This window comes from Amycolatopsis iheyensis (genome assembly GCF_024703995.1).
In the GTDB taxonomy this organism is placed as follows: domain Bacteria; phylum Actinomycetota; class Actinomycetes; order Mycobacteriales; family Pseudonocardiaceae; genus Amycolatopsis; species Amycolatopsis iheyensis.
In genome coordinates this window covers 114,130-138,388 of record NZ_JAMXQV010000016.1, presented here as the reverse complement: position 1 = coordinate 138,388, position 24,259 = coordinate 114,130, and the positions used below count along the sequence as shown (strand labels likewise).

General features: G+C 73.1%; 23 protein-coding genes and 1 riboswitch. Of the genes, 14 read left to right on the top strand and 9 right to left on the bottom strand.

Features of this window, described 5'->3' with window-relative positions; all coding sequences use genetic code 11:
- Positions 1–77: 77 nt before the first annotated feature.
- Positions 78–192: riboswitch (SAM riboswitch) on the top strand.
- A gap of 38 nt (positions 193–230) precedes the next feature.
- The 5 genes from M8542_RS28605 (at position 231) to M8542_RS28585 (ending at position 4,398) form a co-directional block, all read left to right on the top strand.
- Entirely contained in the window at positions 231–1,598 is a 1,368-nt protein-coding gene (locus tag M8542_RS28605; protein ID WP_257923359.1) for an aminotransferase class V-fold PLP-dependent enzyme, read from the top strand.
- 16 nt (positions 1,599–1,614) lie between these two features.
- Positions 1,615–2,214 (top strand): hypothetical protein, encoded by a 600-nt coding sequence (locus M8542_RS28600; RefSeq protein ID WP_257923358.1) that lies wholly within the window; start codon positions 1,615–1,617, stop codon positions 2,212–2,214.
- Entirely contained in the window at positions 2,211–2,792 is a 582-nt protein-coding gene (locus M8542_RS28595; RefSeq protein ID WP_257923357.1) for a hypothetical protein, read from the top strand. The genes M8542_RS28600 and M8542_RS28595 overlap by 4 nt, the downstream gene beginning before the upstream one ends.
- A gap of 98 nt (positions 2,793–2,890) precedes the next feature.
- Complete coding sequence (gene lspA / locus M8542_RS28590) at positions 2,891–3,472, top strand: signal peptidase II (protein WP_443642450.1); 582 nt, start codon at positions 2,891–2,893, stop codon at positions 3,470–3,472.
- Positions 3,469–4,398 (top strand): RluA family pseudouridine synthase, encoded by a 930-nt coding sequence (locus M8542_RS28585; protein WP_257923355.1) that lies wholly within the window; start codon positions 3,469–3,471, stop codon positions 4,396–4,398. The genes lspA and M8542_RS28585 overlap by 4 nt, the downstream gene beginning before the upstream one ends.
- Here the strand turns inward: M8542_RS28585 and M8542_RS28580 are convergent.
- Positions 4,395–5,429 (bottom strand): Lrp/AsnC family transcriptional regulator, encoded by a 1,035-nt coding sequence (locus M8542_RS28580; RefSeq protein WP_257923354.1) that lies wholly within the window; start codon positions 5,427–5,429, stop codon positions 4,395–4,397. The two genes, M8542_RS28585 and M8542_RS28580, sit on opposite strands and share 4 nt — an antisense overlap.
- Positions 5,430–5,568: 139 nt before the next feature.
- On the opposite strand from M8542_RS28580, the gene M8542_RS28575 reads away from it, so the two are divergent.
- The 4 genes from M8542_RS28575 (at position 5,569) to M8542_RS28560 (ending at position 14,121) form a co-directional block, all read left to right on the top strand.
- Positions 5,569–10,530 (top strand): DUF885 domain-containing protein, encoded by a 4,962-nt coding sequence (locus M8542_RS28575; RefSeq protein WP_257923353.1) that lies wholly within the window; start codon positions 5,569–5,571, stop codon positions 10,528–10,530.
- 252 nt (positions 10,531–10,782) lie between these two features.
- Positions 10,783–11,988, top strand: a complete 1,206-nt coding sequence (gene fahA / locus M8542_RS28570) for a fumarylacetoacetase (protein ID WP_257923352.1) — start codon at positions 10,783–10,785, stop codon at positions 11,986–11,988.
- Between the two features lie 68 nt (positions 11,989–12,056).
- Positions 12,057–12,992 (top strand): YihY/virulence factor BrkB family protein, encoded by a 936-nt coding sequence (locus M8542_RS28565; RefSeq protein WP_257923351.1) that lies wholly within the window; start codon positions 12,057–12,059, stop codon positions 12,990–12,992.
- Between the two features lie 88 nt (positions 12,993–13,080).
- Entirely contained in the window at positions 13,081–14,121 is a 1,041-nt protein-coding gene (locus M8542_RS28560) for an LLM class F420-dependent oxidoreductase (protein WP_257923350.1), read from the top strand.
- 3 nt (positions 14,122–14,124) lie between these two features.
- Here M8542_RS28560 and M8542_RS28555 read toward each other — a convergent pair whose 3' ends face one another.
- Entirely contained in the window at positions 14,125–14,724 is a 600-nt protein-coding gene (locus M8542_RS28555) for a class F sortase (RefSeq protein WP_257923349.1), read from the bottom strand.
- Between the two features lie 252 nt (positions 14,725–14,976).
- Here M8542_RS28555 and M8542_RS28550 point away from each other — a divergent pair, with 252 nt between their 5' ends.
- Complete coding sequence (locus M8542_RS28550; RefSeq protein WP_257923348.1) at positions 14,977–15,921, top strand: Ppx/GppA phosphatase family protein; 945 nt, start codon at positions 14,977–14,979, stop codon at positions 15,919–15,921.
- 41 nt (positions 15,922–15,962) lie between these two features.
- A complete protein-coding gene (locus M8542_RS28545) occupies positions 15,963–16,148 on the top strand; it encodes a hypothetical protein (protein WP_257923347.1) in 186 nt (61 codons plus the stop codon).
- On the opposite strand, the gene M8542_RS28540 is transcribed toward M8542_RS28545, so the two are convergent.
- Genes M8542_RS28540 through M8542_RS28530 form a run of 3 tightly spaced genes read right to left on the bottom strand, consistent with a single transcriptional unit; the run spans position 16,129 to position 19,641 of the window.
- Entirely contained in the window at positions 16,129–18,534 is a 2,406-nt protein-coding gene (locus M8542_RS28540; RefSeq protein WP_257923346.1) for a glycoside hydrolase family 65 protein, read from the bottom strand. The genes M8542_RS28545 and M8542_RS28540 overlap by 20 nt on opposite strands.
- Positions 18,531–19,262, bottom strand: a complete 732-nt coding sequence (locus tag M8542_RS28535; RefSeq protein ID WP_257923345.1) for an HAD family hydrolase — start codon at positions 19,260–19,262, stop codon at positions 18,531–18,533. Before M8542_RS28535 ends, M8542_RS28540 begins: the two co-directional genes overlap by 4 nt.
- 10 nt (positions 19,263–19,272) lie before the next feature.
- Complete coding sequence (locus M8542_RS28530; protein WP_257923468.1) at positions 19,273–19,641, bottom strand: ArsR/SmtB family transcription factor; 369 nt, start codon at positions 19,639–19,641, stop codon at positions 19,273–19,275.
- Between the two features lie 130 nt (positions 19,642–19,771).
- Between M8542_RS28530 and M8542_RS28525 the strand changes: the two genes are divergently transcribed.
- Entirely contained in the window at positions 19,772–20,284 is a 513-nt protein-coding gene (locus M8542_RS28525; RefSeq protein WP_257923344.1) for a PaaI family thioesterase, read from the top strand.
- Here the strand turns inward: M8542_RS28525 and M8542_RS28520 are convergent.
- Together M8542_RS28520 and M8542_RS28515 are read right to left on the bottom strand one after the other, a co-directional pair.
- Positions 20,262–20,585 (bottom strand): nuclear transport factor 2 family protein, encoded by a 324-nt coding sequence (locus tag M8542_RS28520; RefSeq protein WP_257923343.1) that lies wholly within the window; start codon positions 20,583–20,585, stop codon positions 20,262–20,264. The two genes, M8542_RS28525 and M8542_RS28520, sit on opposite strands and share 23 nt — an antisense overlap.
- 49 nt (positions 20,586–20,634) lie before the next feature.
- A complete protein-coding gene (locus M8542_RS28515; RefSeq protein ID WP_257923342.1) occupies positions 20,635–21,117 on the bottom strand; it encodes a MarR family winged helix-turn-helix transcriptional regulator in 483 nt (160 codons plus the stop codon).
- Between M8542_RS28515 and M8542_RS28510 the strand changes: the two genes are divergently transcribed.
- Positions 21,116–21,577, top strand: coding sequence for a pyridoxamine 5'-phosphate oxidase family protein (locus M8542_RS28510; protein ID WP_257923341.1), 462 nt, complete (start codon positions 21,116–21,118; stop codon positions 21,575–21,577). The genes M8542_RS28515 and M8542_RS28510 overlap by 2 nt on opposite strands.
- A gap of 43 nt (positions 21,578–21,620) precedes the next feature.
- Here the strand turns inward: M8542_RS28510 and M8542_RS28505 are convergent, their stop codons facing one another.
- Positions 21,621–21,989, bottom strand: coding sequence for an SH3 domain-containing protein (locus tag M8542_RS28505; protein ID WP_257923340.1), 369 nt, complete (start codon positions 21,987–21,989; stop codon positions 21,621–21,623).
- Positions 21,990–22,113: 124 nt separating this feature from the next.
- Between M8542_RS28505 and M8542_RS28500 the strand changes: the two genes are divergently transcribed.
- Entirely contained in the window at positions 22,114–23,079 is a 966-nt protein-coding gene (locus tag M8542_RS28500; RefSeq protein ID WP_257923339.1) for an ArsR/SmtB family transcription factor, read from the top strand.
- Here the strand turns inward: M8542_RS28500 and M8542_RS28495 are convergent.
- Complete coding sequence (locus M8542_RS28495) at positions 23,076–24,233, bottom strand: ROK family transcriptional regulator (RefSeq protein WP_257923338.1); 1,158 nt, start codon at positions 24,231–24,233, stop codon at positions 23,076–23,078. The two genes, M8542_RS28500 and M8542_RS28495, sit on opposite strands and share 4 nt — an antisense overlap.
- Between the last annotated feature and the right edge of the window lie 26 nt (positions 24,234–24,259).

The following is a 24,259-nucleotide window of genomic DNA, read 5'->3' as shown; positions in this document are numbered from 1 at the left end:
CACGGTGTGTGAGCGGCGTCTCAGAATGTGAGGCGGGGGTTGGCTGCCGGGCGCGTTCTCGGTTACCTTCTGGCTCAGGTCATGAGTGCCAGCGCGTAGCCCCGGCTTGCTGGCCGGCAACCCTCCTTCCGCGGTGGGGTGCCCCGGGTGAAGACCGGGCCGGTCGCGTCGTGCGACGGGCAAGCGCGGGCCCCTCGCCGGGGGTCCCCCGGACTGCCGAGGAGGCACCGATGACTCTCGCCATCGACCGCACCAGCACGACCACCACGCCGGCCGCGTTCGCCGTCCCGGTCGAAACCGTTGCCCCGCAGGCCATCCCGGCCGTCGCCGGCGCCTCGCTGCGCGTCCCGCTCGTCACCGGCGAATCGGTCGGCTACGCCAACCTCGACCACGCGGCGAGCGCCCCCTGCCTCGACGCCGTCCGCGCCAAGGTCGACGAGTTCCTGCCCTGGTACGCCAGCGTCCACCGCGGCGCGGGCTTCGCCTCGCAGGTCTCCACCAAGCTCTACGAACGCACCCGCGACGTCCTGCGCCGGTTCGTCGACGCGCGGCGGACCGACACGGTCGTGTTCACCCGCAACACCACCGACTCCTTCAACCTGCTCGCCCGCAGCCTGCCGCGGCACACCACGGTGATCGTCTTCGACACCGAGCACCACGCCGCGCTGCTGCCTTGGCAGGGGCCGAACGTCCGCCGCGTCCCGACCCCGCGCACCCGCCTCGAAGCAGTGTCCGCTGTGGACGAAGCGCTCGCGGACGCCCCGCCGGGACCGCGGTTGGTCGTCGTCACCGGAGCGTCCAATGTGACCGGTGAGCTCCTCCCGGTGGCCGAGATCGCGGCCGTGGCGCGCCGGCACGGCGCCCGCGTCGCCCTCGACGCCGCCCAGCTCGCCCCGCACCGCCGGATCTCGATCCGGGAGCTGGACGTCGACTACGTCGCCGTGTCCGGTCACAAGCTGTACGCGCCCTTCGGCGCGGGCGCGCTGATCGGCCGCGCCGACTGGCTGCGCGCCGCGCGGCCCTACCTCGCGGGCGGCGGCGCGACCAAGCTCGTCACCGAGGACGCGGTGGTCTGGAACGACGGCCCCGAGCGGCACGAAGCCGGCTCACCCAACACCGTCGGCGTGTACGCGCTCGGTGTCGCGTGCGAGACCCTCGCCGGGAACTGGGCCGCGATCGAAAACCACGAACAGGCCCTGCTCACCCGGCTGCGCAAGGGCCTCGAAGGCATCCCCGGCTGCGCCGAGCTGCGGCTGTTCGACGCCCCGGTCGACCGCGTCGGCACGGTCAGCTTCGTCGTCGACGGTTTCGACCCGGGCTGGCTCGCCGCGGTGCTCTCGGCCGAGTACGGCATCGGCGTGCGCGACGGCGCCTTCTGCGCCCACATCGCGGCCAAGCGCCTCATCGCCCGCACCGGCGGCGCCGGGCAGCAGGCGGTCCGCGTCAGCCTCGGGCTGGGCAGCACCGAAGAGCACGTCGACCGCGTGGTGCTGGCGCTGCGCCGGATCGTCGCGTGTGGCGCGCGCTGGGAGTACGCGAAGGTGAACGGCCGCTGGGCGCCGGTCGGCGACCCGCGTGAGCTGCCGCCCTTCTGCTGAGCGCTAACCTGGGCCGATGGGGAGAGGGCCGAGGTTCTGGTTTCCGTTGGCGCTGCTGGGGTTCGCGCAGGTCGGCATCGTGGCGGCGCAGCTGCTGGCCCGCCGTAGCGAGGCCCAAGCCGAGAGTGCGAACCTCCTCCTCCGCCCGGTGGTGGCGCCCGGAGCGCAGGTGTACAGCCAGGCGCAGTTCCTCAGCCAGGACACCTTCTACTCCCTGGGGTACGACCTGCCCACCGGAGTGGTCTGGCAGGTCGCGCTCGGCGTGGTGCTGATCGGCACGGCGATCTGGTACACGTTCGCGCTGCGGCCGGCCCACCCCGGACGGTTCGTCCTCGGGACGCTCGGCGCGCTCATCGCGGTGCCGCTGCTCGACCTGGTCGGGTCGTGGCAGTTCCGCCTAGACGACGGGTTGCGCGGCCCGCTGCTGGCCACGCTCGGCCTGCTGGTGCTCGCGGCGTACGAGCGCAGCAAGCTCGTCTTGGCCGTCGCGGCCGGGTTCGCGCTCATCGCGGTGGTGCTCTCGGCCGACCTGGTGGGCGTGCTGCTGTCGGCGATCGTCCTGCTCGTCACGGCGTTCGGGGTCCTGCTTCGCCGAGCGCCCGGGACCCCGTCGTGACGGGCGGCCCACGGCGGTCCTGGCTCCCGTTGGCGGCGCTGGGGTTCGCCCTCCTGGTGATGGTGGCGGTCGAGCTGCCACCGCGCACCACCCCGGTCGAAGGCACCGGCTACCCGCCGGACGGCGAACTGCACGCGGTGGCGATCAGCGTGGGTGGCGCGGGCTCCGTGGCGCCCGCGACGCTCGGCTGGCCGGTCGCGCTCGCGTGCGTCGTCCTCGCCGTGGCCGGCTGGTACTGGTCCGGCCTGCGCCGCGCGGGCACGCCCCCGCGCACCGGCCGGTTCCTGCTCGGCACCTGCGGGGCGCTGCTCGCGGTGCCGGTGCTCGACCTCGGCGGGCTCCTGCAGCTCCGTCTCGACGGCGACGTCCGCGGCCCGCTGATCGCGACCCTCGGGCTCCTGCTGCTGGCCGGGTACGAGCGCAGCCGGTTCCTGGCGGCCGTCGCCGTGCTGTTCCCGCTGGTCACCGTGGTGTTCCTGCCGCCCGTGGCCGGTGCGCTCGTGGCGGCGGGGCTGCTGTTCGCGGCCGCGTTCGGCGTGCTGCTGCGGCCTCGCCCGGACGGGGCCGACACGCCCTGACCAGCGCCGTGGACAATGGACCGGTGAGCACCGAGCCCAGCCACTCCGAACCCGACACCGAAGCCGAGGTCGCCGCCGCCGAGGTGCCGCCCGAAAGCGTGCAGGAGACGCCGGCGGAGGAGCCGGCGAAGCCCCTGCCGAAACGGCGGGTGGCCTGGGTGTTCGCCGTGGCCGCCGTGTTCTGGGCGATCGACCTGGTGACGAAGAACCTGGTCGCCGCGAACCTGGAGGGCAAGGAGCCGCAGAAGATCCTCGGCGGGCTCATCTACCTGCAGGTGATCCGCAACCCGGGCGCCGCGTTCTCGATGGCCACCGGCATGACGTGGGTGCTCGCGCTCGTCGCGCTGGCCGTCGTCATCGCGATCATCTGGCTGTCGCGGCGGCTGCGCTCGATCGGCTGGGCGATCGGCCTCGGCCTGGTCCTGGCCGGCGCGCTCGGCAACCTGACCGACCGGATCTTCCGCGCGCCCGGCGGGCTGCAGGGGCACGTCGTCGACTTCATCTCCGCGTTCGCCCCGAACGGCAAGGGCTTCGCGATCTTCAACATCGCCGACTCGGCGATCTGTGTCGGTGGCGCCCTGATCGTGCTGCTGTCGCTGCTGGGCAAGGACTACGACGGCACGTCGACCAAGGACAAGAAAAAGGCCGAAGCGCTCGAGAAGCCGGAGGAGCAGGCGTGAGCTCGCGGATGCTCCCGGTGCCCGACGGGCTCGACGGGATGCGGGTCGACGCCGGCCTCGCCAAGCTGCTGGGGCTGTCGCGCACGGTCGTCGCCGAGCTCGCCGAGTCCGGCGACGTGCTGCTCGACGGCCGGCCCGCCGGCAAGTCCGACCGGCTGTCCGGCGGTGGCCTCCTGGAGATCACCCTGCCGGAGCCGGCGAACCCGGTCGAGGTCGTCGCCGAGCCGGTCGAGGGCATGAAGATCCTCCACGACGACGACGACATCGTCGTGATCTCGAAGCCGGTCGGCGTCGCCGTGCACCCGAGCCCGGGCTGGACCGGGCCCACGGTGGTCGGCGGCCTCGCCGCGGCCGGGCTGCGCATCGCGACGTCGGGCGCGGCCGAGCGCCAGGGCGTGGTGCACCGGCTCGACGCGGGCACGACCGGCGTGATGGTGGTGGCCAAGAGCGAGCACGCGTACACGGTCCTGAAGCGCGCGTTCAAGGAACGCACGGTCGACAAGGGCTACCACGCGATCGTCCAGGGCCACCCGGACCCGACGCGCGGCACCATCGACGCGCCCATCGACCGCCACCCGCGCCACGACTACAAGTTCGCGGTCGTCCAGGGCGGCCGGCCGAGCGTCACGCACTACGAGGTCGTCGAGGCGTTCCGGGCGGCGTCGCTGGCGCACATCAAGCTCGAAACCGGGCGGACGCACCAGATCCGCGTCCACTTCTCCGCGTTGCGGCACCCCTGCGTCGGCGACCTGACCTACGGCGCGGACCCGGTCCTCGCCCGGCACCTCGGGCTGAGCCGGCAGTGGCTGCACGCGAAGACGCTCGCGTTCGCGCACCCCGCGGACGGGCGCTGGGTCGAGTTCGAGTCCGAGTACCCGGACGACTTGGCCAAGGCCCTCGAGATCCTGCGCGACGAGAGCTACTAGTCCTCGATCGACCAGGTCAGCGTGCGCTCGTCGGGCTCCGGCCGCGGGCTCCAGCGGACCGAGACCACGCGCGTGGCGTCCGGCAGGACGTACACCGTGTGGCCGCCCAGGGTTTCGCCCGGGTTGACGCCGATCTTGTGCGGCGGCCGCGAAGTCAGCGAAACCGGGGCCTTGCCGATGGCCTTGCCGTCGGTGGCGAGCAGCTCGAGGTAGTTGTCCGGCAGCGAGGCGAACGGGATGGCGCCGCGGTTGGTGATCTCGGTGTGCACGACCACCGCGCGCTCGCCCTCTTCGAGGCGGTAGCCGGCCGCGCTGAACAGGTAGTCCGCCGGGTCCTGGACCTCCAGCAGCTGCACCGAAAGCTGCTCGCCCTCCAGGCCCTGGGTCTCCATGACCTGGCCGAGCCTGCCCTGCTTGCCCCCGGGCGGCCCGGCGGGCTTGGCGGTTTCGTCGCCGCGCGCCCACGACGCCGTCTGCGGCAGGCCCCACGTGCTCACGGCCGGGTCGAGCGGCACCGGCGGCGTGAACGGCTGGGGCGCGCGCGGCGGCTGGGGCGGCTGAGGCGACTGAGGTGTCCGCGGGGGCGGGCCCGCGTACCGGCCGGACGGCGTGCCCTGGACGTTGTACGGCCCCGAGGGCGCGCCTTGCACGTGGTAGGGACCCGAAGGCGCGCCCTGGACGTTGTACGGCCCCGAAGGCACGCCCTGCACGTTGTGCGGGCCGGACGGCGGGCCCTGGACCGGCGGCGGCATCGGCGGGCCGGGCTGCTGGGGCACCGGCTGCGACGGCGGGGCCTGCGGTGGCCGGTTCGCCCACGACGGTGGCGCGCCGGCGATGGCCGCGCGCAGGCCGTTGGGGTCGCTTTCGACGCCGACGAGCAGCGGGAGACCGCTGCCGGAGAGGGCGACCAGCCGGTAGGCGACCTCGCGGGGGTCCATGCCGACCTTGGCCGCGAGCTCGTGGACCGCGGCCTTGCCGAGGTCGGCGAGCGCGGCGAGCAGGCGGATGTCCACGGGATCGGTCACAGCCACTCGGTGAACGCTACCGCCTCGCCGATCCGCTCGCGCCGAAGGCCGTCCGCCCCCGGCGAACGGCGCACCGATCTTGTCGGTGCTCTCGGTTAGGGTCGGCGGCAGCAGTACATCATCACCGAAGCTGGGGGTCCTGCCCATGACCGCGGTCACCGAACTCGCCGACGAGTTCGTCGAAGCGTTGTTCGCCGCCGATCCGCTGACGCCCGCGCTGCTGGGCGTGCGGCCGGCCGAGCCCGGCCTGCCGGATCTGTCCGGTGCGGCCGAGCAGGCGTTCCGCGCCCGGCTCGCGGCGTTCCTCGAGCGCGCCCGCGGGCTGGCCGCCGAGGAGCTCTCGGCCGAGGACCGGGTCACGCGCGAAGTCCTGATCACCACGGCCGAGAACCGCATCGCGGTGATCGACGCCCGCACGGGCGAGTTCACCGTCACCGACCTGTCCATCGGGCCCGCGGCCGGGCTGCTGATGGCCCTGCCGATGACCACGGTGACGCCGGGCGAGGCCGCGGAAGCCCAGCTCGGGCGGCTCGCCGCGATCCCGGAGTACCTGCGCCAGGCCGCGGGGCGGCACACCGAAGGCATCGCCGCCGGGCTCATCCCGGTGGCTCACCTGGTCGACGCCGCGGTGGCGCACCTCGACCGCTACCTCGCCGACCCGGCCACCGACCCGCTGCGCCGCCAGCCGGCCCCGGACGAGGAGTTCGAGCGCCGGCGTGACGAGCTGCTGGCCGAGGTCGTCCGCCCGGCCTTCGCCGAGTACCGCGAGTTCCTGGCCACCGAGGTGAAACCGCACGGGCGGCCCGCCGACCGGCCCGGCCTCAAGTGGCTGCCGGGTGGCGAGGAGACGTATGCGCGGCTCGCGCGCGTCCACACGACCACCGAGCTCACCCCGGCGCAGCTGCACCAGACCGGCCTCGACGTCATCGACGGGCTCGCGGCCGAGTACCGCGAGCTCGGGCTGAAGGTGTTCGGCACCGACGACCTGGCGGAGATCTTCGAGCGGCTGCGCACCGACCCGGCCCTGCGCTGGAGCAGCGGTGAGGAGCTCCTGGAGACCGCCCGCACGGCCGTCGCCCGGGCCGCCGCCGAGGCCCCGGGCTGGTTCGGCAGCGTCCCGGCGCAGCAGTGCAGCGTCGAGCCGGTTCCCGAAGAGGTCGCGCCCGGCTCGCCCGCTGCGTACTACCTGCGCCCGGCCGCCGATGGCTCCCGGCCCGGCATCTACTTCGCGAACACCCACGAAGCCGGCGAGCGGTTCCGGCACACCGCGGAGTCCACCGCGTTCCACGAAGCCGTGCCCGGGCACCACTTCCAGCTCAGCACCGCCCAGCTCCTCACCGAGCTGCCGCTCGTGCGCCGCATCGGCAGCTTCACCGCCTACATCGAAGGGTGGGGGCTCTACAGCGAGCGCCTCGCCGACGAAATGGGGCTGTACTCCGACGACGTCGCGCGGCTCGGCATGCTGACCGGCGACTCGATGCGGGCGGCCCGGCTCGTCGTCGACACGGGGCTGCACGCGCTGGGCTGGAGCCGGCAGCAGGCGGTCGACTACCTGCTCGAGCACACGCCGGAGGCGCGCGTCGAGGTCGAGTCGGAGATCGACCGCTACATCGCGTGGCCGGGCCAGGCGCTGGCGTACATGGTGGGGCGGCTGGAGATCCAGCGGCTGCGCGCCCACGCCGAAGAGCGGCTCGGCTCCCGGTTCGACGTCCGCGCGTTCCACGACGTCGTGCTGGCCGGGGGTGCGCTGCCGCTGTCGGTGCTCGCCTCGGTCGTCGACGAGTGGGTGGCCGGGCACGGCGACACCGCGAACGGCCTGGCGGCCGAGCTCGTCGAGCTGACCTTCGAGCAGGAGCCGCTGCACCCCTCAGTGCTCGGCCTGCCGGGCGACCACGACCGGCTGGGTGACCAGACCCGGGCGGCCCAGGAGCGTTTCCTGGCCGCGTACCGCGCGCTCGCGGCCCGCGCGCGGGCGCTGGCCACCGAGGACCTGACGCCGGAAGAGGCCGTGACGCGCGAGGTGGTGATCGCCTCCGCGGAGGTGGAGGCCGACCGGCTCGGCGCGCGCAGCGCCGACATCGCGGTCAGCGACGGGCTGACCGCCCCGGCGCTGGGTCTGCTGCTGTACCTGCCCTACTACCAGCTGGACGACGAGAAGAAGGCCCGCGGCTACCTCGCCCGCCTCGCGGCGATCGAGACCTTCCTCGGCACGCTGGTCGAGCGGCAGCGCGAAAGCCTGGCCGAAGGGCTCGTGCCGCCGGCGTACCTCGCCCGCGTCGGCATCGAGTACGTCGAGCGCTACCTCGCCTCGCCGGACAGCGACCCGCTGAAGGTGGGCACGAAGGTCGAGGTCGAGGGCTTCGAAGCCGAGCGGGACCGGCTGCTCGCCGAGGTCGTCCACCCGGCGTATGCCCGGTATCGCGACTTCCTGCGCGCGGAGGTCGAACCCGCCGGGCGGCCGGACACCGCACCCGGCATCGGCCACGTGCCGGGCGGCGCCGAGCGCTACGCCGCGCTGATCCGCGCGGAGACGACCACCGAGCGCACGGCCCAGGACCTGCACGACACCGGGCTGGCGCTGATCGAGAAGCTCGCGGGGGAGTACCGCGAGCTGGGGCAGCGGGTGTTCGGCACCGGCGACCTCGCGGAGATCTTCGAGCGCCTGCGCACCGATCCGGCGTTGCGCTGGCGCGATGGCGAGGAGCTGCTGTCGGCGGCCAGGGACGCCATCGCCCGCGCGGAAGCCGTGGCGCCGCAGTGGTTCTCGCGCATCCCGGCGGAGAAGTGCCAGGTCGCGCCGGTGCCGGAGGCCGACGCGGCGAGCGGCACGATCGCCTACTACCTCCAGCCGTCGCTCGACGGCTCCCGGCCTGGCACCTACTACGCCAACACGCACGAGGCCGAGAAGCGCCCGAAGTTCACCAGCGAGGCGATCGCGTTCCACGAAGCCGTGCCGGGGCACCACTTCCAGCTCAGCCTGGCCCAGGAGCTGCGCGACCTCCCGCTGCTGCGCCGGATCGGGATGTTCAACGCCTACGCCGAGGGCTGGGGGCTCTACGCCGAGCGGCTGGCCGACGAGATGGGCCTGTACGCCGACGACGTCTCGCGGCTGGGCATGCTGACCCAGGACTCCATGCGGGCGGGCCGGCTGGTCGTCGACACCGGGATGCACGCGCTGGGCTGGAGCCGGCAGCGGGCGATCGACTACCTCGTCGAGCACACGCCGATGGCGCGGCTGGAGATCGAGGCGGAGATCGACCGGTACGCCGGCTGGCCCGGGCAGGCCCTCGGCTACATGGTGGGGCGGCTGGAAATCCAGCGCCTGCGTGCCGAAGCCGAGGCGGCGCTGGGCGAGGCGTTCGACATCCGCGAGTTCCACGAAGTCGTGCTGGGGCACGGCATGCTGCCGCTGTCCGCGCTGGCGAAGGTCGTCGCCGACTGGGTGGCGGGGCGGAATGACACGCCGGACAAGCTGGCCGACGAGTGCCTGGAGCTGATGTTCGAGGCCGAGCCGTTGCTGCCGTCGCTCTACGGCCTGCCGGGCACGCACGACCGGCTCGGCGACCAGAGCGCCGAGGCGGCCGCGCGGCACCGGGCCGGGTTCACCGCGCTCATCGCGCGGGCGCGGGCGCTCGACGTGCCGGCGCCGGCCGGCCGCGTCACGCGCGACGTCGTGATCTGGCAGGCGCAGACGCTGATCGACCTGCTCGACTCGGGCCGGTCCGACATCGCGGTCAGCGACGGGCTGGACGCGCCGGCCCTGCGGCTGCTGATGGAGCTGCCGCAGACGGTGCTCGACGACGAGGCCAAGGCCCGCGGCTACCTGAGCCGGCTGGGGGCGATCGGCACGTACCTGGACCAGGTGATCGAGCGGCAGCGGGGCGCGCTCGCCGAGGGCCGCACGCCGCCGGAGTTCCTGGCGCGCATCGGCGTCGGCTACGTCGAGCGCTACCTCGCCGACCCGGACGGCGACCCGCTGAAGGTGCCGGTCCACGGCCTGGAAGCCGAGCGCGACCGGCTGCTGGCCGAGGTCGTGCGGCCGGCGTACGCGCGGTACCGGGACTTCCTCGCCGACGAGGTCGTGCCGGTCGGGCGGCCGGAGACGTCGCCCGGCATCGGCGACCTGCCCGACGGGCCGGCGCGGTACGCGGCGCTGATCCGCGCCGAGACGACGACCGAGCGGTCCGCGCAGGAGCTGCACGAGACCGGGCTGGCGGTCATCGACCGGCTCGCGGGGGAGTTCCGCAAGGTCGGGCTGCGGGAGTTCGGCACCGACGAGCTGCCGGAGATCTTCGAGCGGATCCGCACCGACCCGGCCCTGCGCTGGCGCGACGGCGACGAGCTGCTGGACTCCGCCCGGGCGGCCATCGCCCGCGCGGAAGCCGTGGCGCCGCAATGGTTCCTCCGCGTTCCCGAGGCGCGGTGCCAGGTCGCCCCGGTGCCGCCGGCGGAGGCCGAAAGCGGGTCGATCGCGTACTACATCGACGCCTCCCTCGACGGTTCGCGGCCGGGCACCTACTACGCCAACACCAACGAGGCCGACCAGCGGCAGCGGACGCTGAGCGAGTCGGTCGCGTTCCACGAAGCCGTGCCGGGGCACCACTTCCAGCTTTCGCTCGCGCAGGCGCTGACCGGTGTCCCGCTGCTGCGGCGGATCGCGATGTTCAACGCCTACGCCGAGGGCTGGGGCCTGTACGCGGAGCGGCTCGCCGACGAGATGGACCTGTACTCGGACGACGTCTCCCGCCTGGGCCTGCTGACCCAGGACTCGATGCGGGCGGCGCGGCTGGTGGTGGACACGGGCCTGCACGCGCTGGGCTGGAGCCGGCAGCAGGCGGTCGACTACTTCGTCGAGCACACCCCGATGGCCCGGATCGAGATCGAGGCGGAGATCGACCGCTACGCCGCGCTCCCGGGCCAGGCCCTGAGCTACATGGTGGGCCGCCTGGAGATCGAGCGGCTGCGCGCCGAGGCCGAGGCGGCACTGGGCGAGCGGTTCGACATCCGCGAGTTCCACGACACGGTGCTGGGCAGCGGAACCCTGCCCCTGCCGGTCCTGGCCGACGTGGTCGCGGACTGGGTGGCGACCCGCACGGCGAACGAATGAACATCGTGTCGGCTCCCCGATCACGCGTGTCGACCGGCTGATCACGGAAGGCCCGGTCCGAGCCGGCTCGGACCGGGCCCTGCCCACGCGAGGCGCGCCGGGCTCCGGGTCCGGCGGCGAGGTGGGCGGGCGTGGCGGAAGCTGTTCCCGGTCGCCGAGTGCGGCGGCCGGTGCCGTGGACCGGCCGGCCGCGAACACGATCGGTTCGAGCCGGCTCGGACCGATCCACCACCACCACCACGAGGAGCACACGTGACCTGGCTCGACCTTCCCGAGAACACCCCGTTCGGCCTGGACAACCTGCCCTACGGCGTGTTCTCGGTGGCCGGCGCGCCCGAACGCCGGGTGGGCGTGCCGGTCGGCGACCAGGTCCTCGACCTGACCGCGGCGGCGGCCGGGACCGCCGCCGCGTTCGCGCCGCTGCTCACCGGCGGGGTGCTCAACCCGCTGCTGGCCGCCGGGCCGCCGACCTGGCGCGAGGTCCGCGAGTCCGTCCGCGAGTGGCTGACCGAACCGCGCTACGCCGACCAGCTGCGCCCGCACCTCGTCCCGCTCGCCGAGGTGACCACGCACCTGGCCTTCGACGTCGCCGACTACGTCGACTTCTACTCCAGCGAACAGCACGCCCTCAACGCCGGCGCGATCTTCCGGCCCGACGCGACCGAGCTGCCGCCGAACTGGAAGCACCTGCCCATCGCCTACCACGGCCGCGCCGGCACGGTCGTCGCGTCCGGCACACCGGTCGTCCGCCCGCACGGGCAGCGCAAGCCCCGAGGTGCCGACGCCCCCACGTTCGGTCCCTCGCGGCGGCTGGACATCGAGGCGGAGGTCGGGTTCGTCGTCGGCGTGCCGTCCACACCGGGCACGGCAGTGTCCACTGAGGACTTCGCGGCGCACGTCTTCGGCGTCTGCCTGGTCAACGACTGGTCGGCGCGGGACCTCCAGGCGTGGGAGTCCCAGCCGCTGGGCCCGTTCCTCGGCAAGTCGTTCGCGACGTCGGTGTCGCCGTGGATCGTCCCGCTCGCCGCGCTCGAACACGCCCGCGTGGCGGGCCCGCGGCAGGATCCCGTGCCGCTGGACTACCTGCGCACCAGCGAAAAGTGGGGGCTGGACCTCACCCTCGAGATCCGCCTCAACGGCCACCTGGTGTCGAGCCCGCCGTTCGCGACCCAGTACTGGACGGCCCCGCAGCAGCTGGCGCACCTGACGGTCAACGGCGCGAGCCTGCGCACCGGCGACCTGTTCGCCTCGGGCACGGTGACCGGCCCGGAACGCGACCAGCGCGGCTCGCTGCTGGAACTGTCGTGGGGCGGCCGGGAACCGTTTGCGCTGCCGGGTGGTCTGACCCGCACGTTCCTGGAGGACGGCGACGAGGTGGCGATCAGCGCGAGCGCTCCCGGCCCGGGCGGCACGCGGATCGGCTTCGGCGAGGTCCGCGCCGCGGTGGTGCCCGGCTAGGCCGTGACGATCCCCCGTCCTCGGTGTCCGGACTGCGCAGGACACACGTGGATGAGAGGGTCGGTGCGATGAGGGCGGAGCGACGATCGTGGCGGCGGCTGAAGCGGGTCGGCGCGACCCTGACCCGCTACCGCGAACGCGACGGCGACCACTACGCGGCCGCGGTCACCTTCTTCAGCCTGCTCGCCCTCGTCCCGCTGGTGATGGTCGCCGTCTCGGTGGCCGGGTTCGTGCTGGCCGGTGACCGGTTGCTCGCGACCGAGCTCGACAAGGTCATCGGCGGCGCGCTGCCGCCCGAGATCGCCGGGCGGGTCGAGGACATCGTGCACACCGTCGTCGGCGAACGCGGCCGGATCGGGCTGCTCGCCCTGGCCGTCGCCGCGTACTCGGGCTGGAGCTGGATCAGCAACGTCCGCGACGCCGTGAGCGCGATGCTCGGCCAGGAGCGGACCGCGCGGCCCCTGATCCGCGGGATCCTCGCCGACCTGCTGGTGCTCGTCGGCGCCGGGCTCGCGATGGCCGTGTCCTTCGGCCTGGCGGCGCTCACCGGCGCGGCCGGGACGTGGCTGCTCGAGCTGACCGGGCTGACCGGCGGGTTCGCGCACTTCGTGCTCGTCGCGGGCTCCCTGCTGCTCGGCCTCGCCGCGAACTGGCTGGTCATCGCCTGGTGCCTGGCCCGGCTGCCGCGCCGGCCGCTGCCGCTTCGCTCGACGCTGCGCCCGGCCGGGGCCGCCGCCGTCGGCCTCGCCGCGCTCCAGCAGGCCGGTGGGCTCTACCTGCACCTGCTGGGCCGCTCGCCCGCGGTCGCCGCCTTCGGGACGCTGGTTGGTGTGCTGCTGTTCGTCTACCTGGTGGTCCGCTGGCTGCTGATGGTCACGGTCTGGATCACCGTCCGGGACGATCCGCCGGCCGGCACCCTCGGCGCCGACGTCCGCTACGCCGGGACGACGCTGGGTGCGGGCGCGTCGGCGGAGCTGGTGGTCCGCACCCTGACCGGCCGGTGAGTGGCGGCTCACACATCCCCGGGCGGGGGTAGCGGCGGGCCGTTAGGATCCGCGACTAAGCGCTTGCTCAGCACCAACGGAGGTGGCCATGCGGATCGGGACCGCGATCAACTACGCCGGAGGCTTCGCCGACAGCGTCGCGGACATCGTCGAGCTGGAGAAGGTGGGCCTCGACGTCGCCTTCGTGCCGGAGGCGTACTCCTTCGACGCGGTCAGCCAGCTCGGCTACCTCGCGGCCAAGACCGAGCGCGTCGAACTGGCGTCCGGGATCTTCCAGATCTACACCCGCACGCCGACGCTGACCGCGATGACCGCGGCCGGGCTCGACTTCGTCTCCGACGGGCGGTTCATCCTCGGCCTCGGCGCGTCCGGCCCGCAGGTCATCGAGGGCTTCCACGGCGTGAAGTACGACGCGCCGCTGGGCCGCACCCGCGAGATCGTCGACGTCTGCCGGCAGGTGTGGCGACGCGAGCGCGTGGTGCACGAGGGCAAGCACTACACGATCCCGCTGCCGCCGGAGCAGGGCACCGGCCTCGGCAAGCCGCTGAAGCTGATCAACCACCCGGTGCGCGAGCGGATCCCGGTGCTGCTGGCCTCGCTCGGGCCCAAGAACGTCGCGCTCACCGCGGAAATCGCCGAGGGCTGGCAGCCGATCTTCTTCCACCCGGAGAAGGCGAACGACGTCTGGGGCGAGTCCCTGGCCGCGGGCAAGGCCAAGCGCGACCCGGCGCTGGGTGAGCTGGACACCTACGTCACGGTGGCCCTGGCCATCGGCGACGACGTCGAGCCGCTGCTGGATCACCTGCGCCCGGTCCTCGCGCTGTACATCGGCGGCATGGGCGCGCGCGGCAAGAACTTCTACAACGACCTCGCCCGCCGCTACGGCTACGAGGCCGAGGCGAAGCTGATCCAGGACCTGTACCTGGACGGCAAGAAGGAAGAGGCCGCGGCGGCGGTCCCGGTGGAGCTGCTGCGCGCGATCTCCCTGGTCGGACCGGCGGGCTACGTGAAGGAGCGCCTGGCGGCGTTCCGGGAGGCGGGCGCGACGACGATGGTGGTCAACCCCCTGCTGCCCGGTCGCGAAGCGCGGGTGGCGGCGGTGTCGCGGCTGCGTGAGCTGATCGGCTGAGGCTCAGGCCGGCGTCGCGTACACCGCGAGCCGCACGCCGTTCATCCCCGCGGTGTCGTGGGTCCCGTCGCTCGTGATCAAGCGCAGCTCGGGACCCGCGCCGTCCGGGGCGACGAGCGTGCTGTCGGGCTCGTCCGCCGGGAACTGCTCGGTCTTGCGGACCGTGAACCGGGACTCGTGGCCGTACTCGTCGCGGACGATGACCGCCGCGCCCGGCTTCAGCCGGCCGAGGTGGGCGAACGCGCCGTTGGCCCAGCCGAACCCCGAGTGCCCCGACAGCACGGCCACCCCGGGTGCGCCGGGCGCCGGGCCGTCGGCGAACCAGCCCACGCCGCCGGCGGTGCCGGGCTGCTCCCGGCGGCCGCCGAGGTGGCCGAGGTCGACGACGTGGTCCACGGTCAGGTCCAGCGCGGGGATCAGCAGCGCCGCGGGGAGGGTGCCGGCGCCGATCGTGGCCGGCCGGTCCGCGCCCGGGGCGGCCGGGGCGACCGGGCCGAACACCGACGTCACCCCGAGCAGCACGCACCCCAGCCCGGCGACGACCGCGAGCACGACGAAAGCCGGCCGCACGAGCTCGGCTTTCCGCTCGGGTCGTTCGCGCACTTTCCCCTGCTCCGCACCGGTTTCGATGTCCGATTAATCGCGCAACGCCCGCGAGCGTTACCGAATCGTGTCCAGTGCTAAGCTTATTCACTCGAACGGGTTATCCCACTGTGACCTTCGCGTCAAACGGCACGTCCGGAGTGCCTCGACCGCGTCAAAGACCGGCGGTCCGGCGTGATCTGGGCCAAGATAGGTGGTTTCAACCCGACGAACTGGGGATATTCACCGGGCGGAAGTGAGGTGCGCCGAGCTGTGCGAAAAATCGAAGAGCCCGCGGTGGGCGTGCTGGACGTCGGGTCGTTCAGCGCCCGCCTGGTCGTGGTGCCGGTGAGCGGCTCGCCCCGCGAGCCGCTGCTGAACCACCAGACGCGCCTGCGTCTCGACCGCGAGCTCGACGGCCAGGGCCGCCTCTCCGACCGCGGAATCGCCGCCGTCACGGCCGCGGTCGCCGCGGGCATGTCGACCGCCTACCACCACGGCGTGAACGGTGTGTACCCGCTGGCGACGTCTTCCATTCGCGACGCCGCCAACGCGGCGCAGATCGTCGCGCACGTGGCCGGCGAAACCGGTGTCGAGCTGCAGTTCCTGTCCGGCCGGCGCGAGGCCGAGCTGACCTACGTCGGCGCCCGGCGCTGGTACGGCGCGGCTGCTGGCCCGCTGCTCGTGCTCGACATCGGCGGCGGCACCCTCGAACTGGCCGCCGGCTGCGGCGAAACGGCCACGTTCGCCCGCTCGCTGCCGCTGGGCGCCCGCTCGATGACGCGGGACTGGCTGCCCTCCGAACGCGTGTCGAAGAAGCAGATCAAGGCGTTGCGCACGCACGCGCTCGAAGTCGTCACGACCACGCTCGGGGCCACGGACGTCGAAGACCCGCGGCTGGTCGGCTGCTCGAAGGTGCTTCAGCAGCTCGCGCGGCTGTCGGGCGCCCGCCCGGGCAAGTGCCGCGAGCTGCGGCTCGAGGACCTGCGGGCCTGGATCCCGCGCCTCGCCGCGCTGCCGCCGTCGAAGCGGGCGGAGCTGCCGGGGATCTCCCGCAGCCGCGCCCACCAGGCCCTCGCCGGCGCGATCGTGGCCGAAGCGCTGCTCACGGTGGCGGGCGGCAAGGTGTCGATCTGCCCGTGGTCGACCCGCGACGGCCTGCTGCTCACCCTGCAGGACAAGGCGAAAGCCGCCGCGGCCCGGTCCGCGGCGGCCTGACCCCCTGGTCGCGGCCCGGAAAACCGGGTATCCCGGAAGACATGAGCGAGCAGCAGCGCATCCACGGCCTCGGTGACGACGAAGACGAAGAGCTCCCGAAGCTGCCGACCCCCGGTCAGCTGACCCACGACGTGCCCACCGCCCCCGACCCGGACGTGAGCCCGGGCGGGACCGAGGACGTCCCGGCCCCACCCGGACGGGACGCCGTCAGCGACCTTCCTCAGTGATCGGGATGGTCGGTTCGGCGTACTGACGCACCATTTCCGAGTCACGCCGCAGGGGCGCCCGGCCCGGCGGCTGCTTCGGCGGGTCGCCCGCGTCGATCTTCGGCGTCGCGAACCGCTGGGGCTCGGCGGTGACCGTGACGCGCTCGCCGTGGTGCAGCAGCTCCAGCGGCTCGCCGTCCAGCACGTGGTAGGTCGCCTGGTCGCGGTCGATCTCGACCTGGAACCGGGTGCCGCGGAACATCAGGCGGAAGGTGATCCGGTCCAGCTGCGGTGGCAGCCGCGGCGCGAACGACAGCGTGCCGCCGTGGTCGCGGAGGCCGCCGAAGCCGGCCACGGCACCCTGCCAGGCCCCGGCCAGCGACGCCATGTGCAGGCCGTTGCGCACGTTGTTGTGCACGTCGTGCAGGTCGGTCAGCGCCGCCTCGGCGAGGTAGTCGTAGGCCAGCTCGAGGTGGCCCACCTCGGCCGCGACGACCGCCTGCGTGCCCGCCGAAAGCGAGGAGTCGCGCACGGTCCTCGCCTCGTAGTAGGCGAAGTTGCGCGCCTTCTCCTCCGGGCTGAAGGAGTCGCCGCACAGGTACAGCGCCAGCACCAGGTCCGCCTGCTTCACGACCTGCTTGCGGTACAGGTCGAAGTACGGGAAGTGCAGCAGCAGCGGGTAGTGCGCGAGGTCGGTGTGCTCGTAGTCCCACTCGTCGTGGTCGAGGAAGCCCTCGGACTGCGGGTGCACGCCGAGCTCGGTGTCGTAAGGCAGGAACATCGCCGCGGCGGCCGCGCGCCACGAGTCCAGCTCGACGGCGTCGACGCCGAACCGCGCCGCCACGTCCGGGTGCCGCTCGCACGACTGCGCCGCGGCCAGGAGGTTCCGGCGCGCCATCAGGTTGGTGTAGACGTTGTTGTCCGCCACCGCCGAATACTCGTCCGGCCCGGTGACGCCGTCGATGCGGAACGCGCCGTGCCGGTCGTGGTGGCCCAATGACGCCCACAGCCGGGCGGTCTCCAGCAGCAGCTCGGCGCCGTAGTCGCGCTCGAACTCGTCGTCGCCGGTGGCATTGAGGTAGCGCAGTACGGCGTCGGCGATGTCGGCGCTGACGTGGAACGCCGCCGTGCCGGCCGGCCAGTACGCCGAGCACTCGGCGCCGTTGATCGACCGCCAGGGGAACGCCGCGCCCCGCAGGCCCAGCTGGTGCGCGCGTTCCTTCGCTTTGTCCATTGTGGAGTGCCGCCAGCGCAGGGCGTCGCGTGCCGCGTCCGGCATCGTGTAGGTGAGCACCGGCAGGACGAAGGATTCGGTGTCCCAGAAGGCGTGCCCATCGTAGCCGGGGCCGGTCAGCCCCTTGCCCGCGATCGCCCGGCTTTCACCGCGGGCCCCGGCCTGCAGGAGGTGGAACAACGCGAAGCGGACCGCTTGCTGCAGCTCGGGATCGCCCTCGATCTCGATGTCCGAGGTGGCCCAGAAGTCGTCGAGGAACTGGCGCTGCTCGGTCACCAGGCCCTTCCAGCCGGTCTGGCGCGCGCCCGCGAGCGCGGCCTCGACCTGCGACCGCAGGGCGGGCACCGAACGCTGCGCGGACCAGCCGTAGGCGAGGAACTTGGTGATGCGCAGCCGCCCGCCCTTGGGCACGTCGACGGCGACGGTGAGCCGGGCGAGGTCTTCTTCGGAGTGGATGCGGGCGCGGATCCCGTCGTCCACCTCGATCTTGTGGTCCATCGCCGCGGCCATCCGCAGCCCGGAGCGGCGGGTCTGGTGCACCAGCACGGCGTTGTACTCGGTGGCGCGGTGGAACTCGCCGACCAGCGGCGACTCCAGTGCCGCGGCCACCCGCGGGTCGCTGGTGTCGGACTCGATCGGCTCGTTGGCCAGCAGGTCGGACTGGACGACCAGCTGCAGGTCCTCGTCGAGCGGCTCGACCTCGTACCGGATGGCGGCGATCGCGCGCTGGGTGAAGGACACCAGCCGCTCGGTGCGCACGCGCACGCGCCGGCCGGTCGGCGACGACCATTCGGTGCTGCGGCACAGGGTGCCCTTGCGGAAGTCGAGCACCCGGTCGTGCTTGGTGGCCGCGCCGTAGCGCATGTCGAGCGGCTCGTCCTCGACCAGCAGTCGGATGATCTTGCCGTCGGTCACGTTGACGACGGTCTGGCCCTCTTCGGGGTAGCCGTAGCCCGCTTCGGCGTACGGGAGCTCGTGCTGCTCGTAGAACCCGTTGAGGTACGTGCCGGGCAGCCCGCGCGGCTCGGCCTCTTCGAGCGTGCCGCGCAGCCCGATGTGGCCGTTCGACACCGCGAACGCCGATTCGGTGCGCTGCAGGGCGTCGACGTCCATGCCGCGCCAGCGCAGCTCCCACGGCGAGCACTCGTAGCCGTGGGGTTCTTCTTCGGTCATCGATCCTCCAGCAGGTCGGCGAGGTCGTCGACCACGATGTCGGCCCCGTGGGCCGTGAGCTCGGCGGCCTGGTCGGCGCGGTTGACGCCCACCACGTAACCGAAATGACCCGCTTTCCCGGCTTGGACGCCGGATTGCGCATCCTCGAAGACGGCCGCGTGCGCGGGCTCGACGCCGAGCGCTTCGGCGCCGGCCAGGAACGAGTCCGGCGCGGGCTTGCCCTTCAGGTGCCGCTCGCGGATCACGAGGCCGTCGACGCGTGCTTCGACGTACTTGCTGAGGTCGCCGGCGTCGAGGACCTTGGCACCGTTGGCCGACGACGTCACGACGGCGATCCGCAGCCCCGCGGCCTTGACCGCCTCGAGGTAGCGGATCGAGCCGGGGTAGGGGCTCACGCCGCGTTCGTCGATGATCTTCAGGACGAGGTCGTTCTTGCGGTTGCCGACGCCGTTGACGGTCGGGGCGTCGGCGGGGTCGTCCGGCGTGCCTTCGGGCAGTTCGATCTCGCGCGACTTCAGGAACTCCCGCACGCCGTCGGCGCGCGGGCGGCCGTCCACATAGGTCGCGTAGTCCTGGTCGGTGAACTCGCGGAAGCCGGCGCCGTCGCGGGCGCGAAGAAACTCGTCGAAAGTCCGTTTCCAGGCTTCGCGGTGCAGAACTGCCGTGCCGGTGAGCACTCCGTCGAGGTCGAACAGGCAGGCGGTGATGGTCTCGGGCAATCCCGTCATGCGCCGGAGGTTACCTGTCCTGGCCTTCGTTCGCGGGCTGTTGGGGGTGCGGGCGCACCCGATGGATGAGTTCGTGCACCGTGGCGTCGGCGAGCCGGTACCGGACCACCCGGCCGGTGCGTTGCGTGGTCACCAGTCCGTGTGCCCGCAGCAGCCGCAGGGCCTGCGAAACCGCGGTGTCGGTCATGCCGGTGACCGCGGCGAGGTCGGTGACGCTGATCTCGCGGGCGTAGTGGATCGAGACGAGCAGCGCGAGCCGCGACGGGTCGGCGACCACCGAGAAGCGCTGGGCCCACTCGTCGATGACGGCGCGGTCGCCCAGCCCGTCGACCGCCGCGGCCACGCGTTCCGGGTCGATCAGCTTGCGGCCGGGGTCGATGTCCACCCCCGGATGATTCCATCCACGTCGCGGGCGGACCACCGGTGGCCTCGGTCACGCCGTGCTTGACGGCGCCGGGGCCCGCGGGCGAGGCTGCGGTTAAGACAGTTGTCATAATCAAGGAGCCGGGATGACCGACGTCGAAGCGCAGGTCCGTTCGAAGACCATCACGTGGCAGGACCCCCTGGCGACGGCCCGGCTCGGCGCCACCATGTCGGGGTTCGACTACCTGACCGCCGTCGCTGAAGGGCGCGTTCCCGGCCCGCCGATCGCCGCGCACTTCGGGCTGCGCTGGGAGCGCATCGGCCACGGCGAGGTCGTCGCGGTCGCCGAGCCGGACGAGTCGCTGTACAACCCGATCGGGATGGTCCACGGCGGCGTGGCGGCCACGATGCTGGACTCGGTGGTCGGCTGCGCGGTGCACACGACGCTGCCGGCCGGCGTCGGCTACTCGTCGGTGGAGCTGAAGGTGAGCTACCTGCGCGCGATCCACGCCGGCCGCGGTGAGATCCGCGCGACCGGGCGCGTGGTGAAGGAGGGTTCGCGCATCGCGTTCGCCGAAGGGGAGATCCGCGACGCCGAGGGCAAGCTGCTGGCCACGGCGTCGGGGACCTGCGTGATCACGCGCCCAGGGGCTGCTTGACGTCCCAGTGTTCGACGAGCAGGCCGTCTTCGACCCGCAGGATGTCGACGACGGCGGTGCCGGCGACGTGCAGGTGCACCACGACGAGGTCGTCCTCGGCGACGACGTGCCGGATCTCGGCGCTCGCCCCGGCGAGCGGGGAGTTTTCGACGGCGGCGGCGAAGGCGTCGCGGCCGTTGGGGAGGCCGGGGCTGTGGGTGACGAAGTCCGGGTGCAGTGCGGCTTTGGCGGCGTCGAAGTCCTTGTGCGTGAACAGGTTCTCCAGGCAGCCGACGACGATCTCGCGGTTCGTTTCGCTCATCCCCCGATTCTCGCGGCGGTGTCGATTACGTCGCGGGTAATCGGGTAATTCAGTGCGGCGGCCGGACTCGCCGTGCGCGGATCGCGTCCCCGCCGCCGAGGCGGCCGATGACCGACGCCAGCAGGGCCCGGGCGTCGTCGACGCGGGCTTTTCCGTACTCCGCCACGAGTTCCGCCTGAAGGTCCGCTCGCAGCGTCCGGGTCGCTTCGACGGCGTCGCGCGCGTGGCCGGTGAGGTGCAGCAGTTTCGTGCGCGCGTCGGCGGGGTCGGGCTCGCGGCGCAGCAACCCCCGCCGTTCGAGGTCCGCGACGGCCTTCGACGCCGCCTGCTGGGTCACGCCCATCCGCTCGGCCAGCGCGGTGATAGACAGCGGCGCGGCGAGGACGTGCTGGATCACGACACCATCGTTGAACCTCAGGTCGCCGAAGCCGCGTTCGGTGAGCCGCCGCTGGACTTCGTCCGTCATCGCCCAGCCCGCGAAGAGGCTGGTGAGTGACAAGTCCAGGCCGTCCGGCGTAGGATGCACAACCATGGTTGTGGAATCTAGCAGAGTACCGGGCGAGCTGGCCGAAGCGTTCGTGCGTGTGGCGCACCGGGTCGTGTGGTGCACGCTGGTGACCGTCGACCGCCGGGGCCGCCCGCGGTCGCGGGTGGTGCACCCGATCTGGGAGCACGGCCCGGAAGGCCTGACCGGCCGGCTGTTCACCCGGCCGACACCGCTGAAGCTGGCGCACCTGGCGGCGTCGCCGTACGTGTCGTGCTCGTACTGGGACCCCGCGCACGAAGTCGCGGTGGCGGAGTGCCGGGCGGAGCTGCGGGACGACGAACAGTCGCGGAAGAACCTCTGGGACTTGTTCGCCTCGACCTCGGAGCCACTGGGCTACGACCCGAAGATCCTGGGCGGCGAGGACTGCCGGGACCCCAAGATCACGGTGCTGGAGCTGACGCCCTGGCGGATCTCGACGGGCGGCGAGGCCTGGCGCGCGGCTTAGCCGGGAACCGGGGCGCGGGTGTCCGCGCCCCGCCGCTCCCCGCCTAGCAGTGGTAGGGACTGCCGCCGTACGCCAGGAGGCTGTTGGTCACCCAGCCCCGTGAGCCGCTGCTGTAGACGAACGTCCAGCGGTTCGTGCCGCCGTAGGTGCTGCCTTCTCGCCAGCACATGTAGATCGCGTAGTCGCCCGCGTGGCCGACCTTGTTGACCGCGCAGTCCAGGTAGGGGCCGGAGCGGATGTTGGTGGGCTCGCCGGTGAGGTATCCCTCGGTCGGGAAGTCCTCGATCCAGCCCGGGTGAGCGCAGGGGTTGAGCGGCGCCGCCGAAGCGGTCGCGGGCGCCAGGGCGACCCCGGCGAACGACAGAACGGCCGCCGCGGCGGTGACGAGCAGGCGTTTCGCGGTGAACGACATGGTTCTCCTCCCAAGAACGGTGATCCGAAACAAAAGATTCGCGCGAAACAATCTTCGAATACCGCCCGCCGGCTCTTCCACAACCTTTCTCCCTGGGGAAAACTTGCCCGGGGGAGGGGAGTTCATGCTGCGCGTTCATTTCACGGCGGCCGATCTGGCCAGGACCCGGCTGGTGGTCGAACCGGCGCCGCTCCTGGAAGCCGCGTTCAGCCTGGAACTGCTGCTGCGCCGCGGGGGCGGCCCGTCGTTCGAACCCTGGCGGGCGCTGGCGACGGCACGGGTGCGCACGCCGCTGCCGATGTTGCGGCAGCTCGTCGGCCCCTCGGGGCTGTGGCCGGCGTTCCTGTGCGGCACCGAGCCGCGGCTCGACGACGCCTGGGACCGCGTGCGGAGCACCCCGCGGTCTCGCCTGCTGCGCCCCGCGCAGTACCTCGAACGGCAGGGCCGGCTCCCGGCGTGGGGCCGGTCCTTCGCCGCCGGGGACCAGGACGTCCTCGGCCGGATCGTCGAGGAGTACCGCGGCTACCACGCCGCCGCGATCGCCCCGGTGTGGCCCACGATCACCGAGCACCTGCGGGCCGACGTGCGGCGCCGCTCGGCGGCCCTGGCGGAGGGCGGGGTCGAGCGGCTCCTCGCCGGCCTGCACCCGGACCTGCGCTGGCGGGCGCCGACGCTGTCGTGCACGCTGCCCGGCGCGCCGGACGGCGACGTCGAGCTCGGCGGCCGCGGGCTCCGGCTGATCCCGTCGGTGTTCGCGCGGACGCCGGACTTCCTGGTCGGCGTGGGGTCGCCGACGATCACCTACCCGGCCGAGGCGGTCCTCGGGTGGCAGGACCTCCCGGTCGCGCCGGGCGCGCTCGCCGACCTGATCGGCCGCACCCGGGCGAGCGTGCTGCGGGCGATCGACCGGCACCCGGGCTCCAGCTCGACCCGGCTCGGCGACCGGCTCGGTCTTTCCGCGCCCGCGGTGTCCAAGCACACCGCCGTCCTGCGGGCCGGGCACCTCATCGTGAGCCACCGCGACCGGCAGCGCGTCGTCCACTTCGTGACCCCGCTCGGCGCCCGGCTGCTCGGCGAAGCACCGGCTTAGGCGGCACCCACCCGGCGGTCGAAGACCAGGCCTTCGGCCGCCCGCAGGCCGACGCTGATCGCGCCGGTCAGCACCGCGTCCTCGCCCAGCTCGCCTTGGACCACCTTCGGCACCAACGGCGTGAACCCCCGCAACGCGCGGTCGATCGGCTCCAGCAGCAGGTCCGCCGCCGCGCCCATGCCGCCGCCCAGGACGATCAGCTCCGGGTCGATCACCGCCGCCACCGAGGCCACCGTGTACGCCAGGCGATCGGCTTCCGCTTCCAGCGCCCGGCGGGCCAGCTCGTCGCCGTCGCGGGCCAGGCGGAACACCTCGCGGGCCGACTTCGCCGTGCCCAGGCCCAGTTCGCGGGCGCCGCGGACCACCGACTGGGCCGCCGTCGCCTCCTCCAGGTGGCCGCGGGCGGGTGGGGCGCCGTCGTCGGCCGACGAGCGCGTGCGGCCGTACGGGAGGTAGCCGATCTCGCCCGCCGCGCCCGTCGCGCCGCGGAACACCCGGCCGTCGACCATCATGCCCATGCCGACGCCCGTGCCGATCGTGATGCAGCCGAACACCGCCGCACCGCGCGCCGCGCCGCTTTCGCCTTCGCCGACGGCGGTGAGGTTCGCGTCGTTCTCCACCATCAGGTCCGGGCCCAGCGCCGCCTCGAGGTCGTCGATCAGCCCGGCCCGGCCCCAGCCGGGCAGGTTCGGCGCGTGCCGGAAGCAGCGCTTCTCCGGGTCGGCGACGCCGGGGGAGCCGACCACGCGGACAACGATGTCGGAAGCCGTCAGGCCCGCCTCGGCGACGGCGTCACCGGCGATCTTGCCGACCGCGGTGACCAGCGCCGCGCCGGAGCGCGCCGTGTTGCGCTCGTCGCGGCGCGCCACGATCGCGGCGCCGAGGTCCGCCACCGCGACGCGGATGTGCTCGCGGCCGATGTCGACACCCAGCACGTAGCCCGCGGTCGGGTCGGCCTCGTACAGCACGGCCGAGCGGCCGGTGCCGGTGGACGTCTGCCCGGTGGGCCGGGCGAGCCCCGCGGCTTCCAGCGCGAGCAGCGCCTGGCTGACCGTCGGCTTCGACAGCCCGGTCTCCTTCGCCACCTGCGGCCGGGTCGCCGCGCCGCTGCGGCGCAGCAGGTCGAGCACCGCCCGCTGGTTGATCTTGCGCATCCCGGCGGGGGTCCCGACCGTTGGAA

Bases quoted from the DNA above. Each gene is read 5' to 3' on its own strand.
- M8542_RS28525 (WP_257923344.1), top strand. From the start codon at position 19,772: ATGACCGACGTCGAAGCGCAGGTCCGTTCGAAGACCATCACGTGGCAG.
- M8542_RS28515 (WP_257923342.1), bottom strand. From the start codon at position 21,117: ATGGTTGTGCATCCTACGCCGGACGGCCTGGACTTGTCACTCACCAGC.
- M8542_RS28500 (WP_257923339.1), top strand. From the start codon at position 22,114: ATGCTGCGCGTTCATTTCACGGCGGCCGATCTGGCCAGGACCCGGCTG.
- M8542_RS28545 (WP_257923347.1), top strand. From the start codon at position 15,963: ATGAGCGAGCAGCAGCGCATCCACGGCCTCGGTGACGACGAAGACGAA.
- M8542_RS28510 (WP_257923341.1), top strand. From the start codon at position 21,116: ATGGTTGTGGAATCTAGCAGAGTACCGGGCGAGCTGGCCGAAGCGTTC.
- M8542_RS28495 (WP_257923338.1), bottom strand. From the start codon at position 24,233: ATGCGCAAGATCAACCAGCGGGCGGTGCTCGACCTGCTGCGCCGCAGC.
- M8542_RS28540 (WP_257923346.1), bottom strand. From the start codon at position 18,534: ATGACCGAAGAAGAACCCCACGGCTACGAGTGCTCGCCGTGGGAGCTG.
- M8542_RS28535 (WP_257923345.1), bottom strand. From the start codon at position 19,262: ATGACGGGATTGCCCGAGACCATCACCGCCTGCCTGTTCGACCTCGAC.
- M8542_RS28520 (WP_257923343.1), bottom strand. From the start codon at position 20,585: ATGAGCGAAACGAACCGCGAGATCGTCGTCGGCTGCCTGGAGAACCTG.
- M8542_RS28565 (WP_257923351.1), top strand. From the start codon at position 12,057: ATGAGGGCGGAGCGACGATCGTGGCGGCGGCTGAAGCGGGTCGGCGCG.
- M8542_RS28605 (WP_257923359.1), top strand. From the start codon at position 231: ATGACTCTCGCCATCGACCGCACCAGCACGACCACCACGCCGGCCGCG.
- M8542_RS28600 (WP_257923358.1), top strand. From the start codon at position 1,615: ATGGGGAGAGGGCCGAGGTTCTGGTTTCCGTTGGCGCTGCTGGGGTTC.
- M8542_RS28560 (WP_257923350.1), top strand. From the start codon at position 13,081: ATGCGGATCGGGACCGCGATCAACTACGCCGGAGGCTTCGCCGACAGC.
- M8542_RS28575 (WP_257923353.1), top strand. From the start codon at position 5,569: ATGACCGCGGTCACCGAACTCGCCGACGAGTTCGTCGAAGCGTTGTTC.
- M8542_RS28505 (WP_257923340.1), bottom strand. From the start codon at position 21,989: ATGTCGTTCACCGCGAAACGCCTGCTCGTCACCGCCGCGGCGGCCGTT.